The organism is Streptomyces sp. NPDC090442 (assembly GCF_044769405.1).
Taxonomy (GTDB): Bacteria; Actinomycetota; Actinomycetes; order Streptomycetales; family Streptomycetaceae; genus Streptomyces.
Window position 1 is genome coordinate 1 of the sequence record NZ_JBIVXW010000126.1, and the last position, 13,555, is coordinate 13,555.

13 protein-coding genes are annotated in these 13,555 nt (G+C 73.3%); 11 read left to right on the top strand and 2 right to left on the bottom strand.

Features of this window, described 5'->3' with window-relative positions; all coding sequences use genetic code 11:
* The 3 genes from ACIQU6_RS42400 to truA form a co-directional block, all read left to right on the top strand.
* The coding region (locus ACIQU6_RS42400) for a DNA-directed RNA polymerase subunit alpha C-terminal domain-containing protein (protein WP_403487678.1) at positions 1-391 on the top strand (391 nt) is incomplete at its 5' end.
* A 175-nt stretch (positions 392-566) separates the two neighbouring features.
* Positions 567-1,025: a 50S ribosomal protein L17 gene (gene rplQ, locus ACIQU6_RS42405; RefSeq protein ID WP_274915088.1), complete on the top strand. Its 459-nt coding sequence runs from the start codon at positions 567-569 to the stop codon at positions 1,023-1,025.
* Positions 1,026-1,108: 83 nt separating this feature from the next.
* The gene (gene truA, locus ACIQU6_RS42410; RefSeq protein ID WP_403487680.1) at positions 1,109-1,960 is read left to right on the top strand and encodes a tRNA pseudouridine(38-40) synthase TruA; all 852 of its coding nucleotides are present in this window, start codon (positions 1,109-1,111) and stop codon (positions 1,958-1,960) included.
* A gap of 49 nt (positions 1,961-2,009) precedes the next feature.
* Here the strand turns inward: truA and ACIQU6_RS42415 are convergent, their stop codons facing one another.
* Positions 2,010-2,870, bottom strand: coding sequence for a hypothetical protein (locus ACIQU6_RS42415; RefSeq protein ID WP_403487682.1), 861 nt, complete (start codon positions 2,868-2,870; stop codon positions 2,010-2,012).
* A gap of 407 nt (positions 2,871-3,277) precedes the next feature.
* Between ACIQU6_RS42415 and rplM the strand changes: the two genes are divergently transcribed.
* From rplM to glmM, 3 genes are all read left to right on the top strand, one after another.
* On the top strand, positions 3,278-3,721 hold the full coding sequence (gene rplM, locus ACIQU6_RS42420) for a 50S ribosomal protein L13 (protein ID WP_403487684.1): 444 nt from the start codon (positions 3,278-3,280) through the stop codon (positions 3,719-3,721).
* A gap of 44 nt (positions 3,722-3,765) precedes the next feature.
* The gene (gene rpsI, locus ACIQU6_RS42425) at positions 3,766-4,275 is read left to right on the top strand and encodes a 30S ribosomal protein S9 (RefSeq protein WP_274915091.1); all 510 of its coding nucleotides are present in this window, start codon (positions 3,766-3,768) and stop codon (positions 4,273-4,275) included.
* Positions 4,276-4,412: 137 nt separating this feature from the next.
* Positions 4,413-5,771 carry a phosphoglucosamine mutase gene (gene glmM, locus ACIQU6_RS42430; RefSeq protein WP_403487687.1) on the top strand — a complete coding sequence of 453 codons (1,359 nt, stop codon included), beginning with the start codon at positions 4,413-4,415 and terminating at the stop codon, positions 5,769-5,771.
* A gap of 70 nt (positions 5,772-5,841) precedes the next feature.
* Here glmM and coaA read toward each other — a convergent pair whose 3' ends face one another.
* Complete coding sequence (coaA, locus tag ACIQU6_RS42435) at positions 5,842-6,837, bottom strand: type I pantothenate kinase (RefSeq protein WP_403487688.1); 996 nt, start codon at positions 6,835-6,837, stop codon at positions 5,842-5,844.
* Positions 6,838-7,023: 186 nt separating this feature from the next.
* Here coaA and glmS point away from each other — a divergent pair, with 186 nt between their 5' ends.
* The 5 genes from glmS to ACIQU6_RS42460 all read left to right on the top strand — a co-directional run bounded on the left by glmS (position 7,024) and on the right by ACIQU6_RS42460 (position 13,466).
* The gene (gene glmS / locus ACIQU6_RS42440) at positions 7,024-8,871 is read left to right on the top strand and encodes a glutamine--fructose-6-phosphate transaminase (isomerizing) (RefSeq protein WP_403487690.1); all 1,848 of its coding nucleotides are present in this window, start codon (positions 7,024-7,026) and stop codon (positions 8,869-8,871) included.
* A gap of 1 nt (position 8,872) precedes the next feature.
* Positions 8,873-9,244 (top strand): holo-ACP synthase, encoded by a 372-nt coding sequence (locus tag ACIQU6_RS42445; protein WP_403487698.1) that lies wholly within the window; start codon positions 8,873-8,875, stop codon positions 9,242-9,244.
* A 71-nt stretch (positions 9,245-9,315) separates the two neighbouring features.
* Positions 9,316-10,755, top strand: coding sequence for an NAD(P)H-hydrate dehydratase (locus tag ACIQU6_RS42450; protein ID WP_403487692.1), 1,440 nt, complete (start codon positions 9,316-9,318; stop codon positions 10,753-10,755).
* A 207-nt stretch (positions 10,756-10,962) separates the two neighbouring features.
* Positions 10,963-12,162 carry an alanine racemase gene (gene alr / locus ACIQU6_RS42455; protein WP_403487694.1) on the top strand — a complete coding sequence of 400 codons (1,200 nt, stop codon included), beginning with the start codon at positions 10,963-10,965 and terminating at the stop codon, positions 12,160-12,162.
* Entirely contained in the window at positions 12,159-13,466 is a 1,308-nt protein-coding gene (locus tag ACIQU6_RS42460; protein ID WP_403487696.1) for an alpha/beta fold hydrolase, read from the top strand. Before alr ends, ACIQU6_RS42460 begins: the two co-directional genes overlap by 4 nt.
* The last annotated feature ends 89 nt before the right edge of the window (positions 13,467-13,555 follow it).

A 13,555-nucleotide genomic window follows, 5' to 3' on the forward strand; every position in this document is an offset into this window, starting at 1 on the left:
CGGTAAGACCCTGGTGGAGCTGTTCGGCCTCGCCCGCGAGCTGAACATCGACGCCGAGGGCATCGACATGGGCCCGTCCCCGACGGACGCCGCGCTCGCCGCCGACCTGGCGCTGCCGATCGAGGAGCTGGAGCTCACCGTCCGCTCCTACAACTGCCTCAAGCGCGAGGGCATCCACTCCGTGGGTGAGCTCGTGGCGCGCTCCGAGGCGGACCTGCTCGACATCCGCAACTTCGGTGCGAAGTCGATCGACGAGGTCAAGGCGAAGCTGGCCGGCATGGGCCTGGCCTTGAAGGACTCGCCCCCCGGGTTCGACCCGACCGCCGCCGCCGACGCGTTCGGCGCGGACGACGACGCGGACCAGGGCTTCGTCGAGACCGAGCAGTACTGATCGCCTGACGGCGGGGCGGCCGGGCAGGTTTCCGGCCGCCCCGCCGTTCCGGCCGAGGGCCTCGCCCTCAGGCTCCGGACGGGCTGATTTTTTTGTGACTTCCGCGGGGCGGCCGCCTCGTGGGAACTGACACCGGTACCTGATACGGCCGGTGCAGCAATGAAGGAGAAACACCATGCCGAAGCCCACCAAGGGTGCCCGTCTGGGCGGCAGCGCTTCGCACGAGAAGGCGCTCCTGCGGAACCTGGCGACCAACCTCTTCGAGCACGGCCGCATCACCACGACCGAGGCCAAGGCCCGTCGTCTGCGTCCGTTCGCCGAGCGTCTGGTGACCAAGGCGAAGAAGGGCGACCTGCACAACCGCCGTCAGGTCATGGAGCTGATCACGAACAAGAGCGTCGTGCACACGCTCTTCACCGAGATCGCGCCGCGGTTCTCGGAGCGTCCGGGTGGCTACACCCGCATCACCAAGATCGGCAACCGCCGTGGTGACAACGCCCCGATGGCCGTCATCGAGCTGGTCGAGGGCGAGATCGCCAAGAAGGCGACCGTTGCCGAGGCCGAGGCCGCGACCAAGCGCGCGGTGAAGGAGGCCGACGAGGCCGCCGCCACCGAGGAGTCGAAGGACGCCTGAGTCCGGCGCTGAAGCGGTGAGCGGGTCCGCCCCTTGGGGGCGGGCCCGCTTTCGTCTGTGCCCGGCCTGAGAGGATTGCTGGTGTGAGTGACGAAGTGGAGCCCGGGTTCGTCCGGGTGCGGCTGGACCTGTCGTACGACGGCACGGAGTTCTCCGGGTGGGCCAAGCAGCGCGAACGGCGCACGGTCCAGGGGGAGTTGGAGGACGCGATCCGGACCGTGACGCGGTCCGGTGAGACCTACGAGCTCACCGTCGCCGGGCGGACCGACGCCGGGGTGCACGCGCGCGGGCAGGTGGCGCACGTGGACCTGCCGGCGGAGCTGTGGGCCGAGCACGCCGACAAGCTGCTGCGGCGGCTGGCCGGGCGGCTGCCCAAGGACGTCCGGGTGTGGCGGGTCACCGAGGCGCCCTACGGCTTCAACGCCCGGTTCTCGGCGATCTGGCGGCGCTACGCGTACCGGGTCTGCGACCAGCACGGCGGCGTCGATCCGCTGCTGCGCGGGCACGTGCTGTGGCACGACTGGGACCTGGACGTGGCGGCGATGAACGAGGCGTCCCGGGCGCTGCTGGGGGAGCACGACTTCGCCGCGTACTGCAAGCGGCGGGACGGTGCGACCACCATCCGCACGCTCCAGGGCTTGAGTTGGGAGCGGGGCGCGGACGGGATCGTCACGGCGACGGTGCGGGCGGACGCGTTCTGCCACAACATGGTGCGGTCGCTGGTGGGGGCGCTGCTGTTCGTGGGCGACGGGCACCGGCCGGTGGACTGGCCGGGCAAGGTGCTGGCCGCCGGGGTGCGGGACTCCGCGGTGCACGTGGTGCGGCCGCACGGGCTGACGCTGGAGGAGGTCGGGTACCCGGCCGACGAGCTGCTGATGGCCCGCAACAAGGAGGCGCGCAACAAGCGGTCGCTGCCGGCGGGCGGCTGCTGCTGACGCGGTGCCCGGCCCGCGCCGCCACGGCGGGCGGGCCGGCGCTACGGCGTCAGGAGGTCCGACCGGCCTTCCGCTCGGCCTCCTTGAGCTGCTCCGCGGCGGCCTTGGCGGCCTGGTCCTTACCGCGCTGGGCGATCTGCGTGAAGGCGTAGGCGCCGCCGTCCCGGCTGATCTGCTGGGACGCGTCGTTCCCGCCGACGTCCTTGCCGCCGGTGAAGCCGGCGATGGTGAAGTAGGCGTAGCGGCCGGTGGCGTTGGTGGTCATCCGGCACTTGCTGCCCTGGCAGAAGTTGGCGGGTACCCCGCCGCCGGGCAGCGGCATGAGGTTGGGCTTGCCCTCGTTCATCACCGCGGCGGCCTTGGCGGGCGAGTCGAAGACCGCGACGCCGATGGTGACCGCGACCCCGCCCTGGGTGTACGTGGCGCGCAGGAGTTGCTTGCAGCCGTTGTGGCTGAGCGAGGAGACCAGGGCGCCCTGGGCGCCGGCGGTGCAGTCCCCGGTGCTGGCGGCGGTGGCCTTCGCGTAGCTGTGCTCGCCGACGACCATCGCCTTCTGCGGGAAGAGGGTGTCCGGGGTGAGCGGCGCGGTGTCCTTCTTGGGGTCGGAGATGTAGTCCTGCGGGTTGGGCGGGGGCGGGACCGAGACGTCGGGGAAGGACGGCTTGTCGTCCGGGAGGGCGGACTGGCCGGACGCGCTGGGGTGGGCCGAGGGGCTGCCGTCGGAGGAACCGCTGCTGGTGATCACGGCGGTGGCGACGATGCCGGCGACGGCGAGCGCGGCGACCGCTCCGCCGCCGATCATCAGCCAGCGCTTGCGGCGGCCGCGGGCCTCGCTCTCGTCGGCCAGCGCCTCCCAGTTCGGGGTGGAATCCCCCTGGCCGCCGAACGGCCCCCCTTGCCCAAAACTCATGCCGCGCATCTTAATGCGCACGCTCGTCCGTGTGGGGGGGCGGAGGGGATCCCGTTCGCCGGGCCCCGCGGCCGGTGGGGGCGGCGAGGGAGGCGGTCGTGGCGAGGGGCCGGGGCCGTGCTGTCGGTGGGGGAAAGAGGGCAGGTCGCACGTCCGTCCGGGGCGTGTTTTGACCCGTACGGGGTCGGGTCAGTATCCTGCTAGTTCGTTATGCGTATGGGCTTGCTCCATCTCACGTGAGGGGCCTTACGCCGGCTTACAGGGCCGCTGACCAGCAGTGGACGATCGGGTTGCGTCGCCCGTAGTGCCGCCTGGCTGTGTGAGTGGCCGTGGTGCCAGGACAGGACCCTTCCCCGCGGTCCGCCAAGGACCAGGGGATACCCAACTCACGAAGCGAAGGCTAAGACGTGCGTACGTACAGCCCCAAGCCCGGCGACGTTCAGCGCCAGTGGCACATCATCGACGCGCAGGACGTCGTTCTCGGTCGCCTGGCCAGCCAGGCCGCCTCCCTCCTGCGGGGTAAGCACAAGCCGGTTTACGCCCCTCACGTTGACACCGGTGACTTCGTCATCATCGTCAACGCCGACAAGGTGCACCTCTCCGGCAACAAGCGCACCCAGAAGATGGCCTACCGCCACTCCGGCTACCCGGGTGGTCTGCGCTCCGTCCGTTACGACGAGCTGCTGGACAAGAACCCCGAGAAGGCCGTCGAGAAGGCCATCAAGGGCATGCTCCCCAAGAACACCCTCGGCCGTCAGATGCTCTCGAAGCTGAAGGTCTACGCGGGCGCCGAGCACCCGCACGCTGCGCAGCAGCCGGTCCCGTTCGAGATCACCCAGGTCGCGCAGTAAGTCCGGCCACCCCCTAAGACGACAGAGAGAATCTGAGGAGCATCGTGGCTGAGACCACCCCCGAGACCCCGCTGGACGAGGTCGAGGTCGAGCAGTACACCACCGAGACCGAGGTCGTGGAGGGCGAGTACACCTCCGAGTCCCTCGCGTCCCGCTTCGGTGAGCCGCAGCCGGCCGCCGGCCTGGGCCGCCGCAAGAACGCCATCGCCCGCGTCCGGATCGTCCCGGGCACCGGCCAGTGGAAGATCAACGGCCGCACCCTTGAGGGCTACTTCCCCAACAAGGTGCACCAGCAGGAAGTCAACGAGCCCTTCAAGGTGCTCGAGCTGGACAACCGCTACGACGTCATCGCCCGCATCGCCGGCGGCGGCATCTCCGGCCAGGCCGGTGCGCTGCGCCTGGGTGTGGCCCGTGCGCTGAACGAGGCGGACGTGGACGCCAACCGTCCCGCCCTGAAGAAGGCCGGGTTCCTCAAGCGTGACGACCGTGCGGTCGAGCGCAAGAAGGCCGGTCTCAAGAAGGCCCGCAAGGCTCCGCAGTACAGCAAGCGCTAATCGCGCGCTGCACGAGGCAGCCCTGGCGAACGCCCCGGTGGCACTTCCGTGCTGCCGGGGCGTTCGGCTTACCCAGACCGGCGGCGTATACCTGGAATCCGGACCCCGGTCACAGCTCATCTACTCGGAGGACACCAGTGGGACGACTCTTCGGCACGGACGGTGTGCGCGGCGTCGCCAATGCGGACCTGACGGCGGAGCTGGCGCTCGGCCTGTCGGTCGCGGCGGCACACGTGCTGGCCGAGGCGGGGACGTTTGCAGGACACCGGCCGACGGCCGTGGTCGGTCGCGATCCGCGGGCGTCCGGCGAGTTCCTGGAGGCCGCGGTGGTCGCGGGTCTGGCCAGCGCCGGGGTGGACGTGCTGCGGGTGGGCGTGCTGCCGACCCCGGCGGTCGCGTACCTGACCGGGGCGCTCGGCGCGGACCTGGGCGTGATGCTCTCCGCCAGCCACAACCCGATGCCCGACAACGGCATCAAGTTCTTCGCCCGCGGCGGCCACAAGCTGGCCGACGAGCTGGAGGACCGGATCGAGGAGACCTACCGGGCGCACAGCTCCGGCGAGCCGTGGGAGCGGCCGACCGGCTCCGGCGTCGGCCGGGTCACCGACTACGACGAGGGCTTCGACAAGTACGTCGCGCACCTGGTCGGCGTGTTGCCCAACCGCCTGGACGGGCTGAAGATCGTCATCGACGGGGCGCACGGCGCGGCGGCCCGGGTCTCGCCCGAGGCGTTCGCGCGGGCCGGCGCCGAGGTGATCACCCTCGGCACCGAGCCCAACGGCCTGAACATCAACGACGGTTGCGGCTCCACCCACCTCGACAAGCTGCGCGCCGCCGTCGTCGAGCACGGCGCCGACCTGGGCGTGGCCCACGACGGTGACGCCGACCGCTGCCTGGCCGTGGACCACGCCGGCAACGAGGTCGACGGCGACCAGATCCTCTCCGTCCTGGCGCTCGGCATGCACGAGGCCGGCACGCTGCGCGAGGACACCGTCGTCGCCACCGTCATGTCCAACCTGGGCTTCAAGTTGGCCATGGAGCGCGCCGGCATCGCCCTCGTCCAGACCGCGGTCGGCGACCGCTACGTCCTGGAGGAGATGAAGGCCCACGGCTTCGCGCTGGGCGGCGAGCAGTCCGGGCACGTCATCGTGCTGGACCACGCCACCACCGGCGACGGGACGCTGACCGGCCTGATGCTGGCGGCCCGGGTCGCCGCGACCGGCCGCACCCTGGCCGAGCTCGCCGGCGTCATGGAGCGGCTGCCGCAGATCCTCATCAACGTCCCCGACGTCGACAAGTCCCGGGTGGGCAGCTCCCCCGAGGTGTCCGCGGCGGTCGCCGAGGCCGAGCAGGAACTGGGCGCCACCGGGCGGGTGCTGTTGCGGCCCTCCGGCACCGAGCCGCTGGTGCGGGTGATGGTCGAGGCCGCCGACATCGAGCAGGCGCGGGCGGTCGCGCAGCGGCTCGCCGACGCGGTCAAGTCCGCTCTGGGATAACGGAGTTCCCACCCGACGGGGGCGCCCCGGCGACGGTTCTGCCGTCGCCCGGGCGCCCCCGCCGCGTGGTCTACAGCTTCCGCAGGGACAGCCGCTGCACCTTGTGGTCCGGGCCCTTGCGGAGCACCAGGTTGGCGCGGCCGCGGGTGGGCGCCACGTTCTGCTCCAGGTTCGGGCGGTTGATGGTGCGCCACATCATCCGCGCGTAGTCCAGCGCCTCCTCCTCGGAGACCTGGGTGTACTTGCGGAAGTACGAGAACGGGTTCTGGAACGCCGTCTGGCGCAGCTTGCGGAAGCGGCCGAGGTACCAGCGCTCGATGTCCTCGGACCGGGCGTCCACGTAGACCGAGAAGTCGAAGAAGTCGGCCAGGCCCAGCCGGGTGCGGCCGTCCTTGCCGGGCAGCGCCGGCTGGAGGACGTTGAGGCCCTCGACGATCAGGATGTCCGGCCGGTGCACGGTCAGCCGCTCGTCGGGCACGATGTCGTAGATCAGGTGCGAGTAGACCGGCGCGGTGACCTCCGCCCGGCCCGACTTCACGTCCGCGACGAAGCGGGTCAGCGCCCGACGGTCGTAGGACTCCGGGAAGCCCTTGCGGGACATCAGGCCGCGCCGGTGCAGTTCGGCGTTGGGGTAGAGGAAGCCGTCGGTGGTGACCAGCTCCACCCGCGGATGCTCCGGCCAGCGGGCCAACAGCGCCTGGAGCAGCCGGGCGGTGGTGGACTTGCCGACCGCCACGCTGCCGGCGACGCCTATCACGAACGGGGTGCCGGGCTGCGAGCCGTGGCCGTTGCCGGTGTCGTCCAGGAAGGTGTTGAGCGCGCCGCGCAGATTGCTGGTGGCGCCGACGTAGAGGTTGAGCAGCCGGGACAGCGGGAGGTAGACGTCGCGCACCTCGTCGAGGTCGATGACGTCGCCGAGCCCGCGCAGTTGCTCGACCTCCTCGGCGGTCAACGGCAGCGGGGTCTTCTCCCGTAGGGCGCTCCACTCCGCGCGCGTCAGATCGACGTACGGCGAGCTGTCGGTGCGGCGTCGTGGTTGCGCGTGCGGATCCGTCGTCAAAGACACGGGCCCATTGTCCGCCGCGCGGGCGGGCGGGCTGCGGCGGGGTGGCGGTGCGGCCGGCCCGCACGGCCCGACCTGCGGGTCCGCGCGACGGGTGTCGGGACCGGGCGCGGGCCGGGTATTCCGGGGCCGGGTCGCGGTGCGCGCCCGTACGGCGCGGGGTCGAGGCCGGCGCGTAGGCTGCCCCCCATGTGCGGAATCGTGGGTTACGTGGGCGGGCAGAGCGCCCTAGAGGTGGTGCTGGCCGGGCTGAAGCGGCTGGAGTACCGCGGCTACGACTCGGCCGGCGTCGCGGTCCTGGCCGACGGCGGACTGGCGGCGGCCAAGAAGGCCGGGAAACTGGCCAATTTGGAGAAGGAGTTGGCCGATCGTCCGCTGCCCTCGGGCGCGGTCGGCATCGGCCACACCCGGTGGGCCACGCACGGCGGCCCGACGGACGTCAACGCGCATCCGCACCTGGACAACGCCGGCCGGGTGTCCGTCGTCCACAACGGCATCATCGAGAACTTCGCCGCGCTGCGCACCGAACTCATCGACCGCGGCCACGCGTTGACCTCCGAGACCGACACCGAGGTGGTCGCGCACCTGCTCGCCGAGGCGTACTCCTCGTGCGGCGAGCTGCCCGAGGCGATGCGGCAGACGTGCCGCCGGCTGGAGGGCGCCTTCACCCTCGTCGCGGTGCACGCCGACGCGCCGGACCTGGTCGTCGGGGCGCGCCGCAACTCCCCGCTGGTGGTGGGCATCGGCGAGGACGAGGCGTTCCTCGCCTCCGACGTGGCGGCGTTCATCGCGCACACCCGGGAGGCCGTCGAACTCGGCCAGGACCAGGTCGTCGAGCTCCGCCGGGACGGCGTGACGGTCACCGACTTCGACGGCGCGCCCGCCGAGGTCCGCGCCTACCACGTCGACTGGGACGCCTCCGCCGCCGAGAAGGGCGGCTACGACTACTTCATGCTCAAGGAGATCGCCGAGCAGCCGAAGGCGGTCGCCGACACCCTGCTGGGCCGGGTCGACGCCGCGGGCATGCTCTCGCTGGACGAGGTGCGGATCCCGCCGGCGGTGCTGCGGGAGGTCAACAAGGTCGTCATCGTGGCCTGCGGCACCGCCTACCACGCCGGGATGATCGCCAAGTACGCCATCGAGCACTGGACGCGGATCCCCTGCGAGACCGAGCTGGCCAGCGAGTTCCGCTACCGCGACCCGATCCTCGACGACCGCACGCTGGTCGTCGCCATCAGCCAGTCCGGCGAGACCATGGACACCCTGATGGCGCTGCGGCACGCCCGCGAACAGGGCGCGCGGGTGCTCGCCATCTGCAACACCAACGGGTCGACGATCCCCCGCGAGTCCGACGCGGTGCTCTACACCCACGCCGGCCCGGAGGTCGCGGTCGCCTCCACCAAGGCGTTCCTGACCCAACTGGTCGCCGTCTACCTCGTCGCGCTGTACCTCGGGCAGGTCCGCGGCACCAAGTGGGGCGACGAGATCCGGGCCGTGGTCCGCGAACTGGCCGCCATCGGCACGCAGGTGGAGCAGGTGCTCGGCACCATGGAGCCGGTCCGCGAACTGGCCCGCTCCCTGGCCGACAAGAACACCGTGCTCTTCCTGGGCCGGCACGTCGGCTACCCGGTGGCCCTGGAGGGCGCCCTCAAGCTGAAGGAACTGGCGTACATGCACGCCGAGGGCTTCGCCGCCGGCGAGCTCAAGCACGGCCCGATCGCGCTCATCGAGGAGGACCTGCCGGTGGTCGTGGTCGTCCCGTCGCCGCGCGGCCGGTCCGTCCTGCACGACAAGATCGTCTCCAACATCCAGGAGATCCGGGCCCGCGGCGCCCGCACCATCGTCATCGCGGAGGAGGGCGACGAGGCGGTCGTCCCGTACGCCGACCACCTCGTCCGGGTGCCCCGTACACCGGTGTTGCTGCAGCCGCTGGTGTCCTCCGTACCGCTCCAGGTGTTCGCGTGCGAGCTGGCCACCGCCCGCGGCAACGAGGTCGACCAGCCGCGCAACCTCGCCAAGTCGGTGACGGTGGAGTGACCTGGTGATCATCGGGGTTGGGATCGACGTCGCGGAGATCGACCGGTTCGACGCGGCGCTGCGACGCACGCCGGAGCTGGCGCACCGGCTCTTCATCGAGGGGGAGTTGACGCTGCCGAGCGGTGAACGGCGCGGCATCGCCTCCCTGGCGGCCCGGTTCGCCGCCAAGGAGGCGGTGGCCAAGGCGTTGGGCGCACCGGGCGGACTGCACTGGACGGACGCCGAGGTCTACGTCGAGGACAGCGGGCGGCCGCGGCTGCGGGTCCGCGGCACGGTCGCCGCCCGGGCCGCCGAACTCGGCGTGCGGTCCTGGCACGTGTCGCTCAGTCATGACGCGGGCGTCGCCTCGGCGGTGGTGATCGCCGAGGGGTAGCGGTCGGGCGCGCGTCGGCGGTCGGGCGCGCGGTGCGTCGCCCGGCACCGCCCCGGTGTGACACTGGCCGCATGAGGACTGCCTACAGCGTTGAGACCGTGCGGGCCGCCGAGCAGGAGCTGATGGCCCGCCTGCCCGAGGGGGCCCTGATGCAGCGGGCGGCGGCCGGACTGGCCGTCGCCTGCGCCGAGTTGCTGGGCCGGGTCTACGGCTCGCGGGTGGTGCTCCTGGTGGGCAGCGGCGACAACGGCGGGGACGCGCTGTACGCCGGCGCCCGGTTGGCGCGCCGCGGCGCCGGGGTGAGCGCGGTGCTGCTCACGCCCGAACGCGCCCACGCCGGCGGCCTGGCGGCCCTCCGCGCCGCCGGCGGCCGGGTCGCCACCGACCCGCTCCGGGCCGTCGAACGCGCCGACCTGGTGCTCGACGGCATCGTCGGCATCGGCGGCCGCGGTGGGCTGCGCCCGGAGGCGGCCCGGCTCGCCCGCGCCGCGTGGGACCACGCGAGGGTGGTGGCGGTCGACCTGCCGAGCGGGGTGGACGCCGACACCGGCGAGGTGCACGGCGACGCCGTGTGGGCCGACGTCACCGTCACCTTCGGCGCGTACAAGCCGGGCCTGCTGATCGACCCGGCGCGCGAACGGGCCGGCGCGCTGCGGCTGGTGGACATCGGGCTCACCCTGCCAAAGAGCGCCGAGGTGACGGCGCTTCAGCACGCGGAGGTCGCGGAGCTGCTGCCGCGCCCGGCCGCCGAGAGCGACAAGTACCGGCGGGGCGTGGTCGGGGTGGCCGCCGGGTCGGCGCGCTATCCGGGGGCCGCGGTGCTGGCGGTGGCGGGCGCGCTGCGGGGCGGAGCCGGGGCGGTGCGGTACGTCGGGCCGGCGGCGGACGCGGTGTTGGCGCGGTTCCCGGAGACGCTGGTGCACGCCGGCCCGCCGGGGAAGGCCGGCCGGGTCCAGTCCTGGGTGGTCGGACCGGGCCTCGGCGACGAGTCGGGGGCGCTGGACGACGTCCTGGCCGTCCTGGACGCGGACGTCCCGGTGCTCGTCGACGCGGACGGGCTGCGCTTCCTGACGCCGGATCGGCTCCGGCGGCGGGCGGCCGGGACGCTGCTGACGCCGCACGCGGGGGAGGCGGCGGCGCTGCTGGGGCGCGGCCGCGAGGAGGTCGAGGCGGCGCGGCTGGGCTCCGTACGGGAGTTGGCGGCGCGGTACGGGGCGACGGTGCTGCTGAAGGGCTCGACGACGCTGGTGGCGGACCCGGCGCCGGGCGTTCCGGTGCGGGCCAATCCCACCGGGACGGGCTGGCTCGCCACGGCCGGCAGCGGCGACGTCCTCTCCGGCCTCACCGGGGCCCTCCTCGCCGCGGGCCTCGCGCCGCGCGACGCGGGCTCGGTGGGCGCCTACCTCCACGGCCTCGCGGGGCGCCTCGCGGCCGGGCCGCACGGCGAGCCGATCGCGGCGTCGGAGGTCGCGGGGGCGTTGGGGGAGGCGTGGGCCAACGTGTGCTCTTGACTTCCCGCGTGGGGGTGCGGCGCGGGTGCGGCGTTGCCGGCGGCGGTTTGGTCCCCTTTCTTCGCTACGGCGAGTAATCCGGCGGTGGCGGGGTTCGGCGGGATGCGCCAAAGCGTTGGGCCGCTGATGTGGGAAGGCCCCACAAACGTGGGACGACTGTGGCGTCACCCGGCCCCTGGGGCCGGGTCGCCTGCGACACTGAGGGGGATGAACGAGACAGCTAAGCGCGCCCGTGCCGCCATCGACCTCGCCGCCGTGCGGTCGAACGTCCGTGCACTGCGGGATCGCGCCCCCGGGGCAGAGCTGATGGCCGTCGTCAAGTCCGACGGCTACGGGCACGGCGCGGTCCGCTGTGCCCGTGCGGCCCGTGAGGCCGGTGCGGGCTGGGTGGGCGTGGCGCTGCCCGAGGAGGCGTTCGCGCTGCGGGAGGCCGGCGACCGCGGCCGGTTGATGTGCTGGCTGTGGACGCCGGGCGGGCCCTGGGGCCGGGCGATCGAGCAGGACGTGGACGTCTCGGTGAGCGGGATGTGGGCGCTGCGCGAGGTCGCGGACGCGGCGCGGCGCCGCGGGCGCACCGCGCGCGTGCAGTTGAAGATCGACACCGGCCTGGGGCGCAACGGCTGTCCGCCCGTGGACTGGACGGAGCTGACCGCCGCCGCCCGCGCCGCCGAGGCCGAGGGGGTGCTCACCGTCACCGGCGTCTGGTCGCACTTCGCCTGCGCCGACGAGCCCGGGCACCCGTCGATCGCCGCCCAGCTGACCGAGTTCCGCCGGGCGTTGGCGGTCGCCGAGGCGGCCGGGCTGCGCCCAAAGGTGCGGCACATCGCCAACACCCCCGCGCTGCTCACCCTCCCCGAGGCCCACTTCGACCTCGTCCGCAGCGGGATCGGGATCTACGGCGTCTCGCCCAGCCCGGAGGTCGGTGCTCCCGAGGACTTCGGGCTGCGGCCGGCGATGACGCTGGAGGCGTCGCTGGCGTCGGTGAAGCGGGTGCCGGGCGGGCACGGGGTGTCGTACGGGCACCACTACACGACGCCGGGGGAGACCACGCTGGCGCTGGTGCCCCTGGGGTACGCCGACGGCATTCCGCGGCACGCCTCGGGGACGGGGCCGGTGCTGGTCGCCGGGAAGTGGCGGACGATCGCGGGGCGGGTCGCGATGGACCAGTTCGTGGTCGACCTGGGCGGCGACCGGGCCGAGGTCGGCGAGCCGGCGGTGCTGTTCGGGCCCGGGGACCGCGGCGAGCCGAGCGCGGAGGACTGGGCGCGGGCGGCCGGCACCATCGGGTACGAGATCGTCACCCGGATCGGGAAGCGGGTGCCGCGCGTCTATGTGGACAGCGAGGTCCCCGCGCAGGTCGGGGACCGGCGGGAAGGTGACACGGCGCTGACGGGGGGCGTGGCATGACCGACGGGACGGAGGCCGCGGCGCAGGCCGTCGAGACGGCCGCGGAGGCGGCGGGCAACTGGGCCAAGGCGGGCCGCCAGGCGGGCCTCGCGGGTCTGGCGATCGGCGTGGTCGCGGCGGGCGCGGCGGCCGGGGTGGCCATGGAGCGGCTGACGGTCGGCCGGGGGATGCGCCGGCGGGCCCGGCTGGCGCTGGACGCGGTCGGCCCGTACGGGACGTTGCGCGGCACCCCGGGCACGGCGGTCGCCGAGGACGGGACCGCGCTGTACTACGAGGTCGACGAGGTCGCGGACGGCCCGGCCCCGAAGCCGTCCCGGGGTGGCAGGGTGGCCGTGAACGGCGCGCCGGGCGCCCGTGCGGGCAAGGAGGTCCGGGCGGTCCAGGAGGCCCGGAGCGGGCTGCACAAGCGGCTCGCGGCGGCGCTGGGGCGACGTTCCCCGGCGCCCACGGTCGTCTTCAGTCACGGCTACTGCCTCAGCCAGGACTCCTGGCACTTCCAACGGGCCGTGCTGCGCGGCGCGGTCCGCACCGTCCACTGGGACCAGCGCAGCCACGGCCGCTCGGCGCGAGGCCACGGGCAGATCGACGGCACCGAGCCGGTCACCATCGACCTGCTGGGCCGGGACCTGAAGGCGGTGCTGGACGCCGCGGTGCCCGAGGGGCCGATCGTGCTGGTCGGGCACTCCATGGGCGGGATGACGGTGATGGCGCTGGCCGACCAGTTCCCCGAGTACGTCGCGGAGCGGGTGGTCGGCGTGGCGCTGATCGGGACGTCGGCGGGCCGGCTGAGCGAGGTCGGGTTCGGGCTGCCGTCGATGGGGTCGAAGGCGTTCCACTGGCTGGCGCCCGGGGTGCTGCGGGCGCTGGGGCGGCAGAGCGAGATCGTCGAGCGCGGGCGGCGGGCCACCGCGGATCTGTTCGCGGGGCTGATCAAGCGGTACTCGTTCGGCGGTCCGGACGTGGACCCGGCGATCGCGCGGTTCGGGGAGCGGCTGATCGAGGCGACGCCGATCGATGTGGTCGCCGAGTTCTTCCCGGCGTTCGCGGTGCACGACAAGACCGAGGCGCTGGTGGCGTACGACGCGGTGCCCGCGCTGGTGCTGGCCGGCGAGGAGGACCTGATCACCCCGGCCGAGCACAGCCGGACCATCGCCGAGGTGCTGCCCGACGCCGAGCTGGTGTGCGTACCGGACGCCGGGCACCTGGTGATGCTGGAGCGGCCCGAGCTGGTCAACGACCACCTGGTGGCCCTGGTGGAGCGGGCGGGCGCGGCGGCCCGCCGGTCGCGCTCGGCGCGGGCCTAGGGCGCTTCTGACGGATCTCCGCGGCGTCGCGGCGTCTGGCACGCACTCCCCCACGCCTTAAGGGCGCGGGGGGACCCCCTGCGGCGTTG